We start from the raw sequence: 21310 nt of genomic DNA on the forward strand, positions 1-21310 counted from the left end.
AAGAATTCGGGAGAAGAGATGCCTAACATCCGCTTCTCCCGGCATTCTATTTCCAATTGAATAATTTTTTGACAGGTGCCTGAAGAAGCTGTTCATACGTAAACTCATCAGGATATTCACTCACATCATATATGGATAAGGCTTCATCCACCTTTTGATTCATTGAATCAGACACATAGATTCCGCATTCAGGACAGTTTATGGCAGGAACTTGAAGGACTTTTATTGAGCGTTTCCCGTCAGGCATGATCCAGTAACAATCCTTTTTTTCACTTTCTTCTACGTTTGGGGTATTGCACCATAAGCAGTCCATCTTCATTCCTCCTTGCCATCAGATTTCACCGAGCCACTAGCGGCCAAGGCATTCTTTTTTTCCTGGGCCAACCTTAATTTTTCCTTCATTTCATCCCGTTTATCACGGCGATCCTTCAAAGAAGCATGTTCATCAGTGCTTTCATACGCTTTTCTCTTGTCAAGACGACGAAGGCCCTCCGGCACCAAGTTGAATTTCTCGTCCGTCATAAGCGCGGAAATCCCGACGGCTTCTTTCCTATCCGCAGTACCATACACATCATCAAAGTAAGCATCTGCACTGCCGGCAACATAATTCTTCGGCTCCGGATAGCTTGTGATTACTCCTTCAAAGTTCCGTAAAACGACTTTATCCGGACTTTGCGAAAGAAGGTAATTCGGAGTCAAGGCAATCTTTCCGCCACCGCCAGGAGCATCCACCACAAAGGTTGGCACTGCATATCCTGATGTATGGCCCCGCAGCGCTTCAATGATTTCCAGTCCTTTTGAAACCGGCGCCCGGAAATGGCCAATCCCTTCAGATAGATCACATTGATAAATGTAATAAGGTCTTACCCTTGCTTTTACACAGTCATGCATAAGCTTTTTCATGATATGGACACTATCGTTGATACCAGCGAGGATGACTGCCTGATTACCAAGCGGCACGCCTGCCATCGAGAGCATATCACATGCTTTTTTCGCTTCATCCGTCAGTTCAAGTGAATGATTGAAATGCGTATTTAACCAAACTGGATGATATTTTTTCAGAATATTACATAAATTTTCGGTAATCCTCTGCGGGAAAACGACCGGTGCACGTGTGCCGATCCGGATGATTTCCACATGCGGGATGGCGCGCAGGTTACTCAATACGTATTCAAGGATCTTATCATTGATCAACAGGCCGTCACCGCCAGAGATCAGGACGTCCCTCACTTCCGGAGTGTTCCGGATATATTCAATCGCCCCGTCAAGCTGTTTCTTGGGAACACCCATGCCAACCTGACCTGAAAAACGGCGTCGCGTACAATATCTGCAGTACATGGAGCATTGGTTCGTTACAAGGAATAGAACGCGATCCGGATAACGATGCGTCAATCCTGGAACAGGGGAATCCTCATCCTCATGCAGCGGATCCTCCAAATCATATCTAGTCTTGTTCATTTCTGCCGAAAGCGGTACCGACTGTAAACGAATCGGACAGCGAGGATCATCGGGATTCATCAATGAAGCATAATAAGGCGTAATGTTCAACGGAATCGTTTGAGTCGAAATCCGGACTCCTTCCTCTTCATCCGGTGTCAAGTTGACGACCTTTTTCAGATCATCCAGTGTTTTAATTGTATTGGTCAATTGCCAGATCCAATCATTCCACTGATCTTCCGTTACATCCTTCCACAATTCGATATCATTATAATGCCTGCGTCCACCTAGGTATTCTTTATGTTTTACATCCATTCCCATCAAATTCATTTAAAATGCCCCCTTATTGTAAGAACTTATATATATACTCTCGCAAGAATGATGCCAACATTAATAACAAGGAAAACATAAGCAAAAGGGGGCAAACCGAGCTTAAAATCGCAAGATATTTTTCATAACGCATAATTTTTTGCAGCCAGATTCTTTGCGCCAAGCAATAAAAAAAGAGGCTCTCTTTACACAAGAGCCCTCCAGTTTGTAGACAAAAGGAGTTCTAACCAAATTTTTAAACATAGTTGATTGGAGCGAGTGTGCGAGACTCCTGCAGGAATATCGGGTCCAAGGGAGAGCCCACAGGCGTAATTGCGCCGAGGGCGGACCGCCCGCGGAAAGCGAGTGCCCTACGTTCCAATCAACGTCCAAATTTGTAAAAGCAAAAAAATGTAGACGAACTCGATTTTCATCGAGCTTGTCTACATTCTGAAAGTCTCTTTAGATTACATCATGATATGACAGTGACAGCGTTTCCAAAAAAACTGAATTCACTTGGATTCCTTCGATCCTGCCGTATAAACTTTTTCAATGCCGTACTTGTTTAGCTTATATTGCAGTCCCTGCCTTTTAATATTGAGGGCTTCTGCCGTTTTGCTGATATTCCCGTTATATTTCTCGAACATATTGATGATCATTTCCCTTTCCATTTCTTCAAGAACGACAGGTAAATCAATCCTGTTTTTCAAAGAGGAAGGCTGGCTCTGCGCATTTGCTGCAGCATAATTTCCTGAAGGGAAAAGATAAGCAGGAAGATGATGTTCATCAATCATATCTTCCCCAGCGTCCATGACGTTAAATGTTAACTCGATGGCATGTCCCAGTTCACGAATGTTCCCGGGCCATGGATATTGAAGAAGCCGCTGCATCGCCTTTTGACTGATCCCGCGCACTTCCGTAAAAAATGATTTGTTGAATTTTTGAATGAAGTGATTGACGATTTCCGGAATATCCGTTTTACGCTCGGAAAGAGAAGGCATCTGGACCGTTACGACATTGAGGCGAAAAAACAAATCCGAACGAATGATTCCCCGCTCCAACGCCTCTTCCGGAGAAATGTTCATCGCAGCTATTATTTTCACATTAATCTTTTGCTCCTTCGAACCTCCAACACGGCGCACTTCACCTTCCTGAAGCACCCTCAGCAATTTTGCCTGCAGACCGAGGTCGAGGCTATTCAGCTCATCAAGGAAAAGAGTACCGCCATTTGCCTGCTCAAAAATGCCCATGCGATCCATCGCTCCGGTAAAAGCCCCTTTCGTCGTGCCGAACAGCAGCCCCTCCATCAATTCCTTTGGAACGGCCGCACAGTTTTGCGCGATGAAAGGCTGATTTCGCTGAGCACTTACATTATGTATACTTTGCGCGACCAGTTCCTTCCCTGTCCCTGTTGGTCCATAAATCATGACTGGGGAATGTGTACGGGCCGCTTTTTTCGCCAAGGAAATCGCTTGCTTAAAAGCAGGACTATTGCCAATCAAATCACTAAAATGATAGGTCGCCGTCCCTTCAGAAAACTTATTTTTCCTATGCGTCTCGGCCAGCTGGGAACGCAAATCGACAATTTGGTCATACATATTCATGACCTTCGTAATATCCTTTGCGATTTCCACTGCCCCAATAATTTCACCATCCTCATACAAAGGATACGTACTATTGATCGACGTTATTTTTTTCTCCTTTAAATTGACATATGTTTGAATGGACTCAATCGTTTCATTGCCTTTTTCCAAGGCCACATGCAGCGTACTGGATTCATCTGTCAATGAAGGATAAAGCTGAAAAATATTCTCCCCCAGCACCTGCTCCCGATCCAGCCCGTCGATATGCGCCATCATTTCATTGTAAAAGACCGTATCCCCATCTTTATTCACAATATGGACACCCACATTGATCACATTCAATATCCATTCAAATTGAGTGGAAAACTGATTTACTGAAGATTTCATTTCTTCATCTCCGTTCTCTGCCATTTGATAGAATCACCTGTAAATTATAGCATTTAATGGGAAACATTCATCTCTTTATTCTTATTAAAATCAAACTTCAGCACAAAGGCAATAGAATAATAAGGTCAAATAAAGGAATCTCGCATTAAGCCAAGAAGATTATAAAAGAAAATATAATATTTAGGGGTGAGTCGGATTTCGGAAACTAGATTGGAAATTAAACCGTGGGAAGATAAAGACCTTCCATTACTATTTCAACTAAATGCCCCAGAAATGATGGAACATCTTGGCGGACCAGAAAGTAATGAACAAATCCTGAAGCGTCATCAGCGGTATCTGCAGATTGGTGATAAGGGATGCATGTTTAGCATCATCCCGTTTCCAGAGGCAAAGGCAGCCGGTTCCGTTGGCTACTGGCAAAAAGTGTGGAACGATGAATTCGTGTACGAAATCGGTTGGAGCGTCCTCCCTTCCTTTCAAGGAAAAGGAATCGCATCTCATGCCGTGATGGCACTGATGGAGAAAATCAAAGCCGAACGAAATTACAAATACATTCACGCATTCCCTTCGATCACTAATCCTGCATCTAACGCAATTTGCCGCAAGCTCGGCTTCAATCTCATCTCCGAATGTGAATTCGAATACCCGCCAGGAAGCTTTATGCAATGCAATGATTGGTGCCTGGAACTTGATTGAATTTCATAGATGAATAGCGAATTTGTGTATAAGAAGGATCATTCCGTGGTAAGTCGAATTATGTTAGGTTTAGGGGAATTATTTCCCGGGAAAGTCGAATTATTCTGGGGGTTGGTCAGATTATTCCCGGGGTAGGGCAGATTACATCCCTTAGAATTTCTTTAGTATTTGTCTGAAAGGATAATGTACTGAATAAGGAGCTTTTATATCATTATGAAGGTTAGGTTGATTCTCTGATTTTAAGTTCTGTAGGCAATTTAATAATGTCGCGCTTTAATTTCAAATCTTCATTTAAATATTTTATCAATTCTATTACAGTGCGTTGTCCCAGTTCCATAATCGGTATATCGATTGTGGTTATGGTGGGGGTTGTGACTTGGCAAATAGATTGATTATCATAACCAACTATGGCTAGGCATTCCGGTATTTTGTAGCCCAACACAGTTGCCTTTTTAATAATTCCTGCTGCTACCTGGTCATTTCCAGTAAATAAGGCAGTAGGTTTTTCTTTTAATTTTACTATTTCATCACAAATACGGAATCCATCTTCAATATTAAATCCATGTCCAAATACCCAATTGTCATTATGCAGTAAATTATTATCCGCTAACGCTTTTATAAATCCTTCTTTTCTTTGACCCTGAGCCTGACTATAAGAAGTATCGTAACAAAAACCTATTTTCCTATGGCCTTTTTCTATTAAATGATTAACCGCTTTGTAAGTCGCTTCGAATTCGTCATATCCAATAATCGGTATAGAAGCGGAATGATGGTATTCATTACACAGTAAAATCGGGCCGTATTTCAAATAAGGCTTGATTACATTCCATTCATTTTCTAACGCTCCTAAAATAACCCCATCTACTTCTCTATTCTTTAATTTCCCCATAACATCCAATTCATTTTTCGCATCATAAAAGGTTTGAAAAATGAGAACTTTATAATCATTTTCCAAGGCTGCTAGAGATACTCCTTTAACCAATTGGGCAAAGAATGGATGATCGAAACTTGGGACTGATATTGCAATGGTTTGGGTTTTATTTGTCCTAAAATTCCGGGCTAGTGAACTTGGTGCATAATCAAGCTCTTCCATGACCTTTAAGATTTGTTCCCTCTTTTCTTTCGATACATATGGATGATTATTTAAGACTCTGGATACTGTTGTTTTAGAGACATTACATATCTTGGCTATCTCGCTAATTCTCGTCATTTAATCCCATCCTTGTAATATGTGGTTGACATGTTATCGATTTCAGAAGTTATGATTAAACCGTTCCTAATATATTAACAAAATTTTTCTGAGTTGTATTTTTAAAAAGTTATATTTTTAGCGAATGGAGGGATTGTTATGTTTTTGAATAAAAAGGGCTGGTTTCAGTTATTGCCAAAGGTTGAAGACCCAAAATACATTGTATTCTGTGATTTCGATGAGACCAATTATCCTCATTACATGAGTCACGAGAGACAGGAAGATTTATATGAGCTTGAAAATTACTTAGAAGCAAAAAGCATGGATGAAGAACTTGTCTTTGGCTGGGTCACTGGGAGTAGTATCGAATCAATATTACATAAAATGGAACAAGGTGGATTCAGGTTTTTCCCGCATTTTATTGCCAGCGACTTAGGTACCGAAATCACCTATTTCTCGGAAAATAACTTTTTGGAAAGTGATCCAGATTGGCATTCGCAGATTAATATCGAAGAATTTAATAAGGGGAGAGTCGATGAAATTTATAATATTCTACTTAACGGCAATATACCATTGATCCCTCAAACTCAAATGGGAAGTTCACGCTACAAAAGAAATTATTATTATCAAATACAACAGGAATCCGTCGACAAGAAGAATTTAGCTACCATCCAGAGGGTGGCCAAAGAGTATGGGATAGGGATAAATATCAATCGTTGCAATCCCCTTGCCGGCGATCCTGAAGATAGTTATGATATAGACTTCATTCCATTAGGCACTGGAAAAAATGAGATTGTCCGTTTTATGCTAGACAAATTCGGGCTGAATCGGGAGCATGCCTTTGCTTTCGGGGATAGCGGCAATGATTTGCTCATGTTAAAAAGTGTTAAACATGGTTACCTTGTTGGGAATGCAACTCAAGAAGCAAAGGAAGCTCATACTAAAATAGCGACAGGTACTTACTCCAAAGGAATATTAAGAACTTTGCAATCCATCATTACTATTTAAGTGGAAGTATAAGTAATGAGGAAAAGGTAGTTGATGCGCTCTTGCACAGCTTTACTTTCTGCTAACGACATGGATTTTCCATCAAGCAAACAATTCATTCCATGTTACTTTGCCTGCAAGCTTATCAGCGGAAATCCTGCTTGCTTTCTGGTATTTGGATAATGCCGCCTCGGTTTTTTTCCCGAATTCTCCGTCAAGAGTACCGGGGTTAAATCCTTTCATATATAACGCTGCTTGTAGAATCCATGTGATATTGCAGCTAGCTCCTTTTTTTATAGTGATGACCGCAGTCTTGGTTTTAGGTCCCCATTTTCCATCGACAACTAGCTTTTTATTGAATTGCTTATTCAGTTCCGCTTGTAAACCTTTTATAAGGGCCGAGCGGGTTTTGGGACCATAAACGCCATCTACGGCAATAGACGTTTTATATCGGCTATTTATCGTTTTTTGTATGGACATTATATGCCCATCTCCTTTGCTGGTCTTTGGAGAAGTAATATGAGGTTTTTTTCCTGCTTGTAACTGTTTATAGGATAACCCGCCCGTCATCTCCAAATGAGGATAATCCTTGAATGAACTCCAATCCCCGCCCCAGATAAATCCTAACTCTTTACCTATGGCAGCCACACGCTGCCACTTTGAATCGACTGTCCATATCGCCCTCTTGCCATCCTCACTCACAATGAAGAAATCAATGGCCAGTCCATAATTATGATAGGATTGCCCCGGCTTAGCGGTTGTCACAATGGGTTTAGCTAGATTACTATAGTTTTTTCCTTTGTAGCTGTAAACTCGTCCTTGACCAAAAAGGTTGGCTTGCTCTTCCAAAGAGCGGTAACCTGCACTTATCTGTACAGTGATTCCTTCATTATAAGCACGTTCCACCATTTCCAATGCTGCTGCCATCACAATAGGATTCATCCCTTTGCCCATCTTTTTCACTGATCGCTCCAATAATGTCCGTAATGCTACTTTCACTGTCATCCCTCCTTTTAAGTCCCCATCAAAGTTTATATAAGACTTTTTAACGGAAAAGTAGCAGAGTTGGAAAAGTTTGTTCTCATTTATTAGAGAATAGAAGAGAAAAGTTATTTATCCGCTCCTTTTTCCGCCGACTATCTGCCAAGCCTCCTCGATGCAAGCGTCTGTGGGGTCTCCGGCTAGCCAGTTTTTCGGCAGAAAAATTAGCCATAAAAAAACCCTGTAAATGTTAGTTTGGTGTCTAACATTTACGGGGCAGTTCAGAGTAGCCTACAGTTTTTTCTTAATAAACGTTCCAGCTGATTTCAGAAATCCGCTCCCTTTCCGCCGACTGCCTGCCAAGTATTGATAACTGTGGTGAAAAGGCCTTTCGTTCTTCAAATAGAAAGGGAATTCCCCCCCCCAAAAAAGACGGCTTCCGTTCGCCCGTTTGCGAATGAAAGCCGTCTAATCATGTATTATTTTATTAATCTTTTAACCTTACGCTTTGATTTCAATAGAGGGGCTTATTGTAAAGTCAGCCTCTGTTTTACTTTTCACTTCATCAAGTGTTACCCCATTTTGCAATTCAATCAATTCCATGCCAGCGTCTGTAAATTGAAAAACGGCCAGTTCGGTAATCAGGCAATGGACGACTTTTTCTCCCGTCAATGGCAATGTACAGCTTTTTTTCACTTTGGATTCCCCATGCTTGTTCACATGGTCCATGATGACAACAATTCGTTTTGAGCCTTGGACGAGGTCCATCGCTCCTCCCATTCCTTTTACCATCTTCCCAGGGATCATCCAGTTTGCCAAGTCCCCATTCTCGGAAACTTCCATCCCGCCTAAAATGGCTAGATCGATGTGGCCGCCGCGAATCATTGCGAATGATTCAGCGCTATCAAAAAATGATGCCCCCGTTTTTGCCGTTACCGTTTCTTTTCCTGCATTGATCAAATCCGGATCAACTTCATCCTTTTGGGGATAAGGCCCGATTCCGAGTAAGCCATTTTCCGATTGAAGCATGACATTAAAGTCATTTGGAATCATGTTGGCAATCAAGGTCGGCATTCCAATCCCTAAATTCACACACATCCCATCTTTGATTTCTTTAACGGCCCGTTCTAAAATTAGTTGTCTAGTCATTCGATACTCCTCCTTTTTATGCGTTAGCAGTTGTAAGTCTTTCAATTCGTTTTTCATAGTCATTTCCTACAAGCACTTTTTGTACATAAACCCCTGAAGTATGAATTTCATCCGGATCGAGCTCCCCTGTGCCCACGAGCTCCTCCACTTCGACAAGCGTGACTTTCCCTGCGGTGGCAACGACAGGGTTAAAATTCCTTGCCGTTTTCCGATATACAAGATTACCGAAATGATCTGCTTTCCAGGCTTTTACAAAGGCAAAATCTCCTACTATTCCTTTTTCCATAATGTATGTGCGGCCATCAAACTCTTTATGTTCTTTACCTTTTGCGACTTCCGTCCCTACCCCTGTAGCTGTATAAAAGGCAGGAATTCCCGCTCCGCCCGCTCTTAAACGCTCGGCCAGCGTTCCTTGGGGAACTAGTTCGACCTCCAGCTCGCCACTTAAAAATTGCTGTTCAAATAATTTATTTTCCCCAACATAAGAAGCGATCATTTTTTTGATTTGTTTATTTTCAAGCAATAGACCCAGACCCCAGTCATCGACTCCGCAATTGTTGCTGACAATCGTCAAATCCTTTACACCTTTGTTACGCAAAGCAATGATTAGTTTCTCTGGTATTCCGCTTAATCCGAACCCGCCTACGATAATGGTCGCTCCATCCTCGATTTGTTGAATAGCGCTATCAAAAGATGTTAATAATTTACTCATTTTCCATCATCTCCATTCTTTATACTATTCTATTAAATAAACAGTGATGTTGCAAAAGCTATGATGAACACGGTCACTGTTTTCAAAATCGTAATCGCAAAAATATCCTTGTAAGATTGACGATGTGTCAGTCCAGTAATGGCAAGCAAGGTAATGACGGCACCATTATGCGGCAGCGTATCCATTCCGCCAGATGCCATGGATGCTATCCGATGAAGCATTTCCGGGGTGATTCCGACACTTTGGGCCACCTGCAAATAGTGACTTCCCATCACTTCTAGCGCAATCGAAAGTCCACCTGATGCGGATCCGGTAATCCCTGCCAGCACATTGACGGCAATAGCTTCGGATACGAGCGGATTACCGCTTGCATTGAACACCCAGTTTTGAATGACCGAGAATCCAGGAAGTGTTTTCACCACATTCCCAAAGCCAACTTCAGATGCAGTATTGAATATGGCAAGCAATGATCCCATTGCCGCAGCTGTTAATCCACTAGCCAATTTGACCTTGATGCGTCCAACATTCAGAAGCATCGCTGCAATGATGCCGATTGCCAAGGCCACAATCAAAGACCAGGATGAAGTGACTGTGCTTACATCGGCAATGTTGAAAGTTTCCTTCAACATCGAAGCATCATACCAAAGCTTAACCGAAATGGCACTGCGGCTGAAAGCAAAATTAAACGCTACGACAAGGATGAGCGGTACGATGGACAGCCAAAAGTTAGGCAGGTTTTGCTGTTCTGCACTTTCTGGCTCATTGATATGTCCTTCCCCGTAGCCTTCACCATTTGCCACCGCTTGTTTACGGCGACGCTCTAACCAGATCATTCCTCCAGTGAATACCATGATCGCGCCAATAATCCCCATGATTGGAGCTGCATACGTATCTGTTCCGAAATAATTCGTTGGAATGATATTTTGAATCTGAGGTGTTCCAGGAAGGGCATCCATCGTATATGTGAAGGCGCCTAGTGCAATCGTTCCCGGCAATAATCTTTTGGGAATGTCTGCTTCTTTAAAAATTGCCGCTGCAAATGGATAAACGGCGAATGCCACTACAAACAATGAAACCCCGCCATATGTCAGCGCCGAGCACGCTAGCACTACAGCAAGAATGGCCTGCTTGGAGCCTAGTGATTTTACGATGGTCTTGGCGATGGATGCAGCTGCACCGCTCATCTCCATGACTTTTCCAAATACGGCCCCTAATAAAAATATCGGAAAGAACGCTTTTATATAGTTAGCCGCAAACGTCATATATGTCTCTGTATAACTCGGCAGCAAATGTCCGCCGGATAAAATGACCGCCAGTAAAGTAACAACCGGCGCTATGATAATGACCGGATAGCCCCGGTAGGCTAAAAAGATTAAAAGTCCCAGCGCCACCACAATGGCTAAAATTTGAATCACCAATTCAATTCCCCCTTTTCTCCCTTGCCCCCAAATAATTCGGAAGCCCTTAAATAGAACTAGTAATCTCCTAAATTCCATATTTTTAATTTTTCCGCTTTTACCATTCAAGCCTGCCTTCCCCAAGTCAAGCTGAATGATCCCCCTAAATATCCCCTAAACATTGAGAACGCTTTCAATAATCCCTTTTCATTTTACGTGGAAACACAATATAAAATGACAGATGGGCCATTCACTAAAGTAATTATGCAATTATTGTGCCAACTTAAATACATGGAAAAATCTCATCTTTTAAACCTTTTTCAAACATTTCCTTCTCTAAATTCACTTAAAACTGTAAAGGTTTCAGTACACACAAAGATAAACTCCAAAAAAGTGTAAGACTTTTCTTACAACTTTTAAATTCCCTTTCGTTTTATGTACGGATTTCCTAACACACGCAAATATTTGCTAGTAAAAGCTTGGGGAGGGGGATTCAGGCATTCGCTTACATCTGGCGGAAAGGGAGCGGACTTCTGAAAGCATCTTGCACGTTTTAAAAATAAAAAAACTGCAGGCAAACTCGATTTCCTTCGAATTTGCCTGCAGTCTGACCCCTTTGGCAAAAGGGTCCTTTCTTCAATCATAAACCATATTTATTCATTTTTTCATACAGTGTTGTTCGGCTCACTCCGAGTCTCTTTGCCGTTTCTGATTTATTGCCGGAAGTCATTTCCAAACAGGAAACGATCGCCGCCCGTTCGGTTTCATCCATTACTTCAGCCAAGGTGCGGATCGAGACGGCTTCTTTATGACCCGTTATTTCTTCAGGGAGATGCTTGGAACGTATCATTTCCCCTTCTTCAACTATATTCATTGCCCGTTCAATGATATTCTCCAACTCGCGAATATTCCCCGGCCATTTATAAAGGCGAAGCAGGCGCAATGCTTGATCGCTCATCCCTCTTACGCGTTTCTTCATGAGATTCTGGTACTTTTCAACAAGATGATTTACCAGTATTTCAATGTCCTCCGGTCGCTCCCTTAAGGAAGGAACATGGATTTGCAGGACCTTCAATCGGTAATACATATCAAGCCGGAACTCCCCTTTCGAGACCATTTCCTCCAGATTACGGTTCGTTGCAGCGATTACCCGTACATCAATCGGAATGCTTCCCGTCGAACCGACCCTCTCAATCTCTTTCTCTTGTAAAACACGGAGCAGCTTCACCTGCATATGCAGTGGCAGCTCACCGATTTCATCCAGAAAAATCGTACCACCTTCAGCCGCTTCGAACTTACCTGCTTTTCCGCCTTTTTTTGCACCAGTGAAAGAACCCTCTTCATAGCCAAATAGCTCTGACTCCAGCAGTTCCGCCGGGATGGCGGCACAGTTCACTTTGACAAACACACCCATGGCCCGTCTGCTGTCATTATGAATGGAATGGGCAAACAGCTCCTTACCTGTTCCGCTTTCACCCAAAATCAATACATTCGAGTCGCTTTTAGCGGCAATTTTGGCCTGACCTTTCACTTCCATGAAAGCCGGGCTTCTTCCCATCAAATGATCAAACGTATATGAGGCCTTATTTCTCTCGCGAAAATCGCCTTTGTACTTTTTCAGCTCTACTTCAAGAGAATTTATCCGCTTGGAAAGAGCGGTGAATTGCCCGACATTCTTAAAAAGAATCTTCCCGACCGCCCCTATTAACTTGCCTTGTTTCCTTATCGGGGAACGGGTCGCAATTATATAATTATCTTTAATTTTTTGTAATTCAGCGACCTCTTGCTTGCCAGTTTTGGCGACCACATGCATACGGGTGTTTTCAATGACCTCCGTTACATGTTTCCCTATGGAGCTTTCCTGATCGACCCCAAGAAAATCCGCATAAGCATGGCTCAGCATTTGGACATACCCTTCCGTATCGACCATCACCAAGCCGTCATAGGCAAACTCGATAATATCCTTAAACAGAAGTTCTTCATGATTATCGATATTAAGAAAATCACTTTTATTATTTGTAAATAATAGGAGGTAAATCTGATACTCCTCATTACCCATTTGAATGATGGCTTTTCTGACAATCCCATTATTCTCATTCAAACGGATCGGAGTATTTACAGCTGGTACAAGGTTTTTTTCTAAAATCAAATGTATTTGCCGATCAAATTGATTCCCGGCAAAAGCCTCGGATAATACGCGATTGCATAGAACGATTTCTTTTTCGTTTTTCGTTACCAAAACACCAAAAGGCAATTCTTCCAATATCGCTTTCACTAATTCCAATTGAATCGTTTCATTATCGCTGGCCATTCCTCTTCTCCTTAACCCGTCTGAAGTTTCCTCCATTATATCATAGGAAAATGAGGCCAAGTCATTACCGTTCCACAATCAGCGCAGTTCCCTGTCCGCCGCCGATACATAAGGTGGCAAGGCCTGTTTTTGCATCCCGGCGCTTCATTTCATACAATAAAGTCACTAAGATGCGGGCACCGGAAGCGCCTACCGGATGACCCAGGGCAATCGCCCCGCCATTCACATTCACTTTCTCCGGCTTCAGTTCAAGGTCCTTAAGCACGGCGAGTGACTGTGCCGCAAAGGCTTCATTCACTTCCATCAATTCAATATCATCTATTGTCAATCCCGCTTTTTCCAAAGCTTTCCTTGTCGCAGGCACCGGACCGTATCCCATGATTTTCGGATCAAGCGCAGCGTTTGCATATGACTTGATTGTCGCTAATGCTTCCAGTCCCAGCTCGTCTGCTTTTTCTTTAGACATCAGGACTAACATCGCACCCCCATCATTGATTCCGGAGGCATTACCTGCCGTAACCGTTCCATTTTCCTTAAATGCAGGACGCAGCTTCGTTAGCTGGTCTATCGTCAGCCCATGACGCGGGTGTTCATCTTGTTCCACCAAAATCGTCTTTCCTCTGCGTTTATATTCAACAGGTGCGATTTCCTCTGCAAATCGTCCTTCAAGCTGCGCCTTTTCAGCCTTCATTTGGCTTTCTAAAGCAAATTCATCCTGCTTTTCACGGCTGATTCCCCACTGCTCGGCGATATTCTCCGCTGTCACGCCCATATGATATTGATTAAAAACATCCGTTAAGGCGTCATATGTCATGGAATCGACCGCTTCAGCATTGCCCATTTTCTGCCCAAAACGATAATTTGGAAGTAAATACGGAGCATTGCTCATGCTTTCAATCCCCCCGGCAAGAATCACATCCGCATCACCAAGGGCAATGAATTGAGCTCCCATTATGACCGTACGGAGGCCAGATCCGCAAAGTTTATTAATGGCCATGGCCGGCGTTGTTTCCGGAATCCCTGCATGAATCGCAACCTGACGTGCCACATTTTGCCCTAATCCAGCAGATAGAATATTCCCAACCAATACCTCATCGATCATGTCAGCCGAAATATTTGCCCGCTTAATCGCTTCCTTAGCTGCCACGACTCCCAAGTCAACCGCCGAAACATTGGCAAGACTGCCTCCAAACGCACCAACCGGTGTTCTTGCTGCGCCTACAATCACCACTTCTCTCATAATACTTCCTCCTTCTCCATTTTTAATTTTCCCAGTTTAATAAAATTACGGTCCCTCTCATTGATTTTTTGAGAAACGGTAGATTCTTCATACGTAAAAATGCCTTCTCCCGACTTCGTCCCAAGCTTTCCCTCAGCCACCAAATCACGAATCAAATCAGGAGCTTCCTTACTCTGGTCCAATACCGGTGAAACATTATCGAAAACACGCTGCCATGTATCAAGTCCGCCAAAATCGGCAATCTCGATCGGCCCGGTAAATGCCCAGCGAAAACCTGGTCCAGCCGTTATCGCCGTATCGATATCCTCGGCATCGGCAACGCCCTCTTTTAATAGATAAAAGGCTTCACGCATCAAGGCAGTCTGGAGACGATTGGCAATGAACCCTGCTATTTCTTTTTTCAAGAGAATCGGAGACTTGCCGATTTTACGCATTAAATCCATGGTTGTCTTGACGATTTCCGGCTTCGTTTCGTCATGCTGAACAATTTCAACCAATGGAACCAAATGGCCAGGATTAAAGAAATGCGTGATGACCATTCGCTCCGCAAACGAGGCCTTCTCCATCAATTGGGAAATCGGAAAGGTCGATGTATTTGAAGCAACAATGGCATCCGGTTTGATTATTTCCTCCAGTTGCTGATATAGATTTAATTTCAGCTCGATGACTTCCGGAATCGCCTCAATGATAAAATCAGCATCCCTTACTGCCCCTTCCAAGTCCACGCTGTATGTAATATTCGCTAATGCACCTTGCTCTTCCCGATCAGTCAAAGCCCCTTCCTCGATGAGCAATGATAGATTCTCAGAAATTCGATTTTGGGCATGGTATAGCAGCTCTTCCTTTATATCGTTAATGGTGACGAAATACCCGCTAACTGCAAAAGACTGAGCGATCCCACTACCCATTACACCTGAACCGATAATGGCTATTTTTTTAATCATCCAGCTTCCCCTTTCCGTTTCAATTACCTTTATTTACTCACCTTTTTATATATGCAATATCCATGCCAATGATAAGGGGAAATAAAATTCTTTTTTTATCTTGAAAATCATGATAGACTCTTACTCATTAACCTAAACCATATTTTTATACCCTTCCCTTAATATTTCCAAGAGTTTACTCTATGGAATACTTCCCTGTTCACGACATAAAATGACAGACTTGGACCATTACATTTTTTATTGGAGGAATGTAATATGGTTAAAGATAAAGTGGCGATAATTACCGGATCTGCTAGAGGAATCGGCTATGAGATCGGAAAGATATTTGCTGAAAATGGAGCAAAGGTCGTTTTGTCCGACCTTGATCAAAACACAGTTGAAAAAGCTGCTCTGGACCTAAGGAACAACGGCTTGGAGGTTATCGGCTTAAAAGCTGACGTAACAAGTGAAGAGGATATTATCCAACTAATCAAACAAGCTAAAGACAAATATGGACGAATCGATATTTTCATCAATAACGCCGGCCTTCAGCATGTTGCACCAATTGAAGAGTTTCCAACTGAAAAATTCGAACTGATGATCAAAATCATGCTGACCGCGCCATTCATTTCAATTAAGAACGTTTTGCCAATCATGAAAGAACAAGGCTTCGGCAGAATCATCAACATCTCTTCCATTAACGGCCTGATTGGATTCGCCAACAAAGCCGCATACAATAGTGCCAAACACGGTGTAATCGGCTTGACGAAAGTCGCTGCCCTGGAAAGCGCCTCTTTTGGCATAACCGTCAATGCCCTTTGCCCAGGATACGTAGACACGCCTCTCGTCCGCGGTCAATTGGAGGACCTGGCAAAAACAAGACAGGTACCGTTAGAAAGCGTTTTGGAAGAGGTCATCTATCCACTTGTCCCACAAAACCGCTTACTCGATGTAAGTGAAATAGCCGACTACGCCATTTTCCTTGCAAGCGAAAAAGCCCGGGGCATCACAGGCCAGGCAGTCGTATTAGATGGCGGATATACCGCCCAATAAAATGCATGTTAAAAACCCCGAATAAACGGCACCAAAAAGTGCTCTGTATTCGGGGTTTTCTGTATGGGAATGTGGGAAAATTTGGTGACGAAAAGATATCCCCCATGTTAAAGTAATATAGGGATACCTCCCATTTTACAACTATTAAAAGGAGGCCGCGTCATGATTATTAAGTGGGTTAGACTGCGATAATGAAAAGCGCAGGCCAATCATCATGCTCCGGAAAGAATATATTGATCTGCGCCATCGTAACGGCTATTGGATAATATTTAATACGGAGGTAAAAAACATGAGTGAACAGATACTGAAAATCAATAAAGTCGATATATGTACTGAAAGTTTTGGAAACCCTAAGGACCCTGCCGTGCTTTTGATCATGGGAGCGATGTCTTCATTAGATTGGTGGGATGATGATTTCTGTCTCCGCCTTGCCGATTCGGGGAGATTTGTGATTCGCTACGACCATCGGGATTTGGGACGGTCTACCGTTTATGAACCCGGTACCTCCAACTATACAATAACGGATTTGGCTGACGATGCCGCGGGTGTCCTGGACGCTTATTCCATAGAACGTGCTTCTATCGTTGGGATGTCCCTAGGCGGTATGATCGGACAGATTCTTACCTTAAGATATCCGGAACGCGTAAATACGCTTACGCTAATTGCTTCAAGCGTGTTCGGGACTGTAATGGAAAAACTGCCTCCAATGGATCAGAGCATATTGGATCATCATGCAAAAAGCGCTTCCATTGATTGGTCAAATCGGGAGACGGTCATCGCTTATCTTGCGGATGGATGGAAAACTTTAGCCGGTTCTAAACCCTATGAGCAGGAAAGAATGCATAAACTGGCAAAGAGAGAAGCAGACCGTGCCAAGCACCTACCGAGCAGATTCAATCATGCCATGCTTGCTGGAGGAGATGAATATTTCGATCGAATGGGTGAGATTTCCGTACCTGTCCTCATCATCCACGGCACAGAAGATCCAGCCTTGCCATACGAGCACGGACTTGCTCTTGCGAAAGCCATCCCTCAAGCTGAATTAATGACACTTGATGGATCAGGGCATGAAATCCATAGTGACGACTGGGATATGATTATCGAATCAGTCATAAAGCTTACTTCGCGATAATTAAAATAAGTTTGCATAAAGGAAGCCGACCAATAAAGGTCGGCTTTTCTTTATACATTTGTTAGCAGAAACCGCCATATCCTTGAACGGGATAACAGCAATCGTTACCTCTATCTCCGCCGAAACAAGCAGCTCCAACGATGATTAAGAGGATAAACAATACGACTATAAAAGCGAAACCGCCACCAAATCCACCGATATCGTTACCACAACTTGATTCATGACCACAATTTGACAATAGAAACATCTCCTTATTTGTTTTAGGAGGAAGAAATTAAATGGGTTAATTCAACTTATGTTCTAAATAGGATAATGACACAAAAATCACCAAAAACTTTTTTCAACCACCCGCACGACCTAAAAATTAACAGTTTATCAGCCCTATTTTCACTGTTTGGAGATTTCATACAGCTCCGCCTGACACCTTATTGAAATTAATGATTGTTTGCGACATCCAATTTCCACTAATTCAAGCTTATTGTACAATCAAGGTAAAAAGGTCCGAGGTATTTATGATAAAAGGAAATTCATATATTCTTGTTTTTTTCATGGCTGTTCTGTTGACAATCATACTTGTTTCAACTACACCGGAAAACCAATTATATCTTCGAAAATAGGAATATATCTGCGAAACTCCAGTTATATGTGCGAAAATCGGAATATATCTGCGACAATAATAATTAAAATTCCACTCCAGATAACCAGAAACGATTATGGAAAATTCATTGAGATAAATTCAGCAACTAAGTTATATTCGGCTTCTTATGGACCTAACCAGAAAACAAAAAAATGAAAAGGATAAAAAGAAATTACTCTCTTTTATCCTTTTCAAGCAGCTCAATTACTCTATCAAGTTTTTGTTCTATACTATTGGATTTGTTTGACCTTGCAAGAAGAGAACGAACAAAAAAGTAAACTGCAAAAATCATACCAAGCAACAAAATAAACATAATAAGTTGATATACTAAATCACCTATATTTATACCCAAAGAACCCCACTCCTTTCCTTTTTTCTTATATCTAATAAACAGGACATAGAGTTGACAAAAACTATTACTATAGTTTTTTAGATATCACTTTTATTTCTTTATATATTTGTGTAAGTACTATTAGGATATGTATAGGGATACCGACTGCAAGTCCCACCAATGGCGAATAAGGCCCAGCGAAGGTAAAGAGCGATACAAGCATAATAGTTATATATATTGATATAATTAACGCCGACATAAATATTTCTCCTTTTTTGGATAATTATAGCATACGCGCACAGTCCATAATACCTCGGCTGTCTTGCTCCCCTGGCACTTAGTATTCAAAAGAAATAACAATATATAAAAGTAATAATTCCCCCTCTATAAACCTCATGAATTTAAAAACGAAATTTCAGACGCCTTAAAAAGAGCCTAGGACTTCTTTGTTCACTTTTTGTAAAAAGCGAGCAAAGAAGTCCTTTTTGGGTTTATCTATATTTTCGCTGGCATCACTTAGCTTTTTGCTTCCCTTTATATTCGGTCCATTTCTTTACTCGCGTTCCATACTTCCTCTAATGCCAAATTATATAAGTGTAAGCCCGATAAATATTTACGTCTTGTCCGCAAATATAAGCAACCTGTCCAAGCAATTACCTTATTTTATTAATACTATATTTTGTAACTACTCGAAAATAACTTTGGCAGTGGTTAGTACGGTTTGATACTACACTCCATTTCATTTTCGAAAATAAAAATAGTTACAAGAAAGGATTGAGATTTCATGGGAAATTTCGGTAAAAATAATTCAATGCACAGCAACTGGGGTTCTGCATGTTCCGACAGCGATTGGGGTTTTGGGAGTGATTCAAGATTCGGTGATGATTCAAGATTTGATCGTCATTCAAAATTTAAAAAACCATGTAAGGTTTGTAAGTCTCAAGACGCTTCTGCTTGCAATTGCAATTTTAGAGCTCCAGCACGCGAGCTCGCTGCACCATTAAACAGCGACTGTGTCCTAGTCAATTCAGTTGTAGGCTCAAAAGCGGTACAAAAGGTTGCAGAAGCAACACTTCCTTTTACCGCGTTTGCTCCTGCTATACCAGCTGGATCCACTATTGTTTCGGTATCTGTTGTACCGAATCTAGCTGGTATTACCCGTAACACGACAATTATTAGGGACAAAGTTGTTAACATCGGGCTTATTCCTGTAACTGTTACGGTAACGTTTACGGCACCAGGAACAACCACTCCTGTTTTAACAGCCGTACTATCAACTAGTTTACCATTCCAGGAGCATACAGATTTTCCAGGTGCCTGCCCTGAGGATATGATAGTAGAACCCCCATTAACAATAGAAGGGATCTTTGCTCAACCAGGCGTTCCAGTCATCGGCCCTACAGGACTTATTACTGCCAATGCTATTTTAGTCAAGATTGTACTACGCACTACAATTACAGTGACTCGACAAGTTATTGTAGATAAACACGGTGGTATTTGCGACGTAAATGAACGTCGTTGTGAAACTACAACTACTCCAACAACTAATACTCTTCCTGCTCCGTAAATAACGGTGTTGATTAGTTTTTAATCTTGACTAGCAAAGCCCTCTCTAAATAGAGAAGGCTTTGCCTTTATTCATATTTTAAAAGATAGAAAGGAGTGACATTTCCATGTCTTATTACGAGGATTGTTGTAAGAAGAAACACTACGATAATGAGCATCACGATCATTGTTGGAAGCAGGAGAAATGCTGTGATAATGAGCATCACGATCATTGTTGGAAGCAGGAAAAATGCTGCGACAATGAGCATCACGATCATTGTTGGAAGCAGGAAAAATGCTGCGACAATGAGCATCACGATCATTGTTGGAAGCAGGAGAAATGCTGCGACAATGAGCATCACGATCATTGTTGGAAGCAGGAGAAATGCTGCGACAATGAGCATCACGATTACTGTAAGAAGAAAAAACGCTGCGATGATGAGCATTGCGATTGTAAGAAGAAAAAACGCTGCGATGATGAGCATTGCGATTGTAAAAAGAAAAAACGCTGCGATGATGAGCATTGCGATTGTAAGAAGAAAAAACGCTGCGACAATGAGCATTGCGATTGTAAGAAGAAAAAACGCTGCGATAATGAGCATTGCGATTGTAAGAAGAAAAAACGCTGCGATAATGAGCATTGCGATTGTAAGAAGAAAAAACGCTGCGATAATGAGCATTGCGATTGTAAGAAGAAAAAACGCTGCGGTAATGAGCATTACGATTGTAAGAAGAAAAAACGCTGCGATAATGAGCATCATGATTGTAAGAAGAAAAAACGCTGCGATAATGAGCATTACGATCATTGTTGTAAGCAGAATAAATGCCATGTTGACTTTGGGTGTCATATGTCATGGAATTGGTAGTTTGTTAAATGAAAAGTACTTTGATACCTTAATTATCAAAGTACTTTTTTTTGTTCCCAAAAGATGAGGCATGTCAACCTCACATGTTTTGAGTACTCATTCTGTTGCCCTTTATCACATTTCCGAAACAAATACATCCCCATCGTCAGTCTCATTTTGCGCCACCTTGGAAAATATGATTTATGATTCGCTTGCTGCTTAACTATCCTGTCCGTTCATCTTCAAGAGAATCGACTATATCCTTTAAAAGATTATTTTTGAAAAAAAGTAATAATTTTACACATTAACTCTGGAACATTTGTTCTGTTTGTGTTATTCTTATAAAAACAAAAGAAAAGATCTAATCGCAGCAAACGATTTGATCCGTAATTATAATTAACGGTCGGTTGTATCCGCGGGCCTAACACGGTTGTACCGCTGAGCCGAGCCATTCGCTAATCTTTAG

General features: G+C 41.7%; 19 protein-coding genes. 6 read left to right on the plus strand and 13 right to left on the minus strand.

Annotated features, from left to right (window positions below):
• Positions 1–46: 46 nt before the first annotated feature.
• The 3 genes from AC0VX1_RS20510 to AC0VX1_RS20520 all read right to left on the minus strand — a co-directional run bounded on the left by AC0VX1_RS20510 (position 47) and on the right by AC0VX1_RS20520 (position 3740).
• Complete coding sequence (locus AC0VX1_RS20510; protein ID WP_048688594.1) at positions 47–313, minus strand: YokU family protein; 267 nt, start codon at positions 311–313, stop codon at positions 47–49.
• Between the two features lie 2 nt (positions 314–315).
• Positions 316–1752 (minus strand): lysine 2,3-aminomutase, encoded by a 1437-nt coding sequence (kamA, locus tag AC0VX1_RS20515; protein WP_413022753.1) that lies wholly within the window; start codon positions 1750–1752, stop codon positions 316–318.
• 506 nt (positions 1753–2258) lie between these two features.
• A complete protein-coding gene (locus AC0VX1_RS20520; RefSeq protein ID WP_475468633.1) occupies positions 2259–3740 on the minus strand; it encodes a sigma-54 interaction domain-containing protein in 1482 nt (493 codons plus the stop codon).
• Between the two features lie 186 nt (positions 3741–3926).
• Between AC0VX1_RS20520 and AC0VX1_RS20525 the strand changes: the two genes are divergently transcribed.
• Complete coding sequence (locus AC0VX1_RS20525) at positions 3927–4412, plus strand: GNAT family N-acetyltransferase (protein ID WP_475468635.1); 486 nt, start codon at positions 3927–3929, stop codon at positions 4410–4412.
• A 220-nt stretch (positions 4413–4632) separates the two neighbouring features.
• On the opposite strand, the gene AC0VX1_RS20530 is transcribed toward AC0VX1_RS20525, so the two are convergent.
• Positions 4633–5622, minus strand: a complete 990-nt coding sequence (locus AC0VX1_RS20530; RefSeq protein WP_475468637.1) for a LacI family DNA-binding transcriptional regulator — start codon at positions 5620–5622, stop codon at positions 4633–4635.
• A 138-nt stretch (positions 5623–5760) separates the two neighbouring features.
• On the opposite strand from AC0VX1_RS20530, the gene AC0VX1_RS20535 reads away from it, so the two are divergent.
• Entirely contained in the window at positions 5761–6609 is an 849-nt protein-coding gene (locus AC0VX1_RS20535; RefSeq protein WP_475468639.1) for an HAD-IIB family hydrolase, read from the plus strand.
• 81 nt (positions 6610–6690) lie between these two features.
• On the opposite strand, the gene AC0VX1_RS20540 is transcribed toward AC0VX1_RS20535, so the two are convergent.
• The 7 genes from AC0VX1_RS20540 to AC0VX1_RS20570 form a co-directional block, all read right to left on the minus strand.
• Complete coding sequence (locus tag AC0VX1_RS20540) at positions 6691–7593, minus strand: peptidoglycan-binding protein (RefSeq protein WP_475468641.1); 903 nt, start codon at positions 7591–7593, stop codon at positions 6691–6693.
• A 477-nt stretch (positions 7594–8070) separates the two neighbouring features.
• Positions 8071–8718 (minus strand): 3-oxoacid CoA-transferase subunit B, encoded by a 648-nt coding sequence (locus tag AC0VX1_RS20545; RefSeq protein ID WP_475468643.1) that lies wholly within the window; start codon positions 8716–8718, stop codon positions 8071–8073.
• A 16-nt stretch (positions 8719–8734) separates the two neighbouring features.
• Complete coding sequence (locus AC0VX1_RS20550) at positions 8735–9430, minus strand: CoA transferase subunit A (protein WP_034309718.1); 696 nt, start codon at positions 9428–9430, stop codon at positions 8735–8737.
• A gap of 32 nt (positions 9431–9462) precedes the next feature.
• The gene (locus AC0VX1_RS20555) at positions 9463–10848 is read right to left on the minus strand and encodes a GntP family permease (protein ID WP_475468645.1); all 1386 of its coding nucleotides are present in this window, start codon (positions 10846–10848) and stop codon (positions 9463–9465) included.
• Positions 10849–11467: 619 nt separating this feature from the next.
• Complete coding sequence (locus AC0VX1_RS20560; RefSeq protein ID WP_475468647.1) at positions 11468–13138, minus strand: sigma-54 interaction domain-containing protein; 1671 nt, start codon at positions 13136–13138, stop codon at positions 11468–11470.
• Between the two features lie 64 nt (positions 13139–13202).
• Positions 13203–14378: an acetyl-CoA C-acetyltransferase gene (locus tag AC0VX1_RS20565; RefSeq protein WP_278088685.1), complete on the minus strand. Its 1176-nt coding sequence runs from the start codon at positions 14376–14378 to the stop codon at positions 13203–13205.
• Positions 14375–15322, minus strand: a complete 948-nt coding sequence (locus AC0VX1_RS20570; RefSeq protein ID WP_413022717.1) for a 3-hydroxyacyl-CoA dehydrogenase family protein — start codon at positions 15320–15322, stop codon at positions 14375–14377. Before AC0VX1_RS20570 ends, AC0VX1_RS20565 begins: the two co-directional genes overlap by 4 nt.
• Positions 15323–15577: 255 nt before the next feature.
• Between AC0VX1_RS20570 and AC0VX1_RS20575 the strand changes: the two genes are divergently transcribed.
• The gene (locus AC0VX1_RS20575) at positions 15578–16354 is read left to right on the plus strand and encodes a 3-hydroxybutyrate dehydrogenase (protein WP_475468650.1); all 777 of its coding nucleotides are present in this window, start codon (positions 15578–15580) and stop codon (positions 16352–16354) included.
• Between the two features lie 289 nt (positions 16355–16643).
• On the plus strand, positions 16644–17486 hold the full coding sequence (gene mleCBF / locus AC0VX1_RS20580) for a CBF family alpha/beta fold macrolide esterase (protein ID WP_475468652.1): 843 nt from the start codon (positions 16644–16646) through the stop codon (positions 17484–17486).
• Positions 17487–17547: 61 nt separating this feature from the next.
• Here mleCBF and AC0VX1_RS20585 read toward each other — a convergent pair whose 3' ends face one another.
• Both AC0VX1_RS20585 and AC0VX1_RS20590 read right to left on the minus strand, forming a co-directional pair.
• On the minus strand, positions 17548–17724 hold the full coding sequence (locus AC0VX1_RS20585; RefSeq protein ID WP_244645179.1) for a YjcZ family sporulation protein: 177 nt from the start codon (positions 17722–17724) through the stop codon (positions 17548–17550).
• A gap of 571 nt (positions 17725–18295) precedes the next feature.
• Positions 18296–18475, minus strand: coding sequence for a DUF4083 domain-containing protein (locus AC0VX1_RS20590; RefSeq protein WP_268564361.1), 180 nt, complete (start codon positions 18473–18475; stop codon positions 18296–18298).
• Between the two features lie 763 nt (positions 18476–19238).
• Here AC0VX1_RS20590 and AC0VX1_RS20595 point away from each other — a divergent pair.
• Both AC0VX1_RS20595 and AC0VX1_RS20600 read left to right on the plus strand, forming a co-directional pair.
• A complete protein-coding gene (locus tag AC0VX1_RS20595; protein ID WP_475468655.1) occupies positions 19239–20021 on the plus strand; it encodes a hypothetical protein in 783 nt (260 codons plus the stop codon).
• A 149-nt stretch (positions 20022–20170) separates the two neighbouring features.
• Positions 20171–20932, plus strand: a complete 762-nt coding sequence (locus AC0VX1_RS20600) for a hypothetical protein (protein ID WP_475468657.1) — start codon at positions 20171–20173, stop codon at positions 20930–20932.
• The last annotated feature ends 378 nt before the right edge of the window (positions 20933–21310 follow it).

Source organism: Peribacillus sp. QJM3NY_7 (assembly GCF_056173225.1).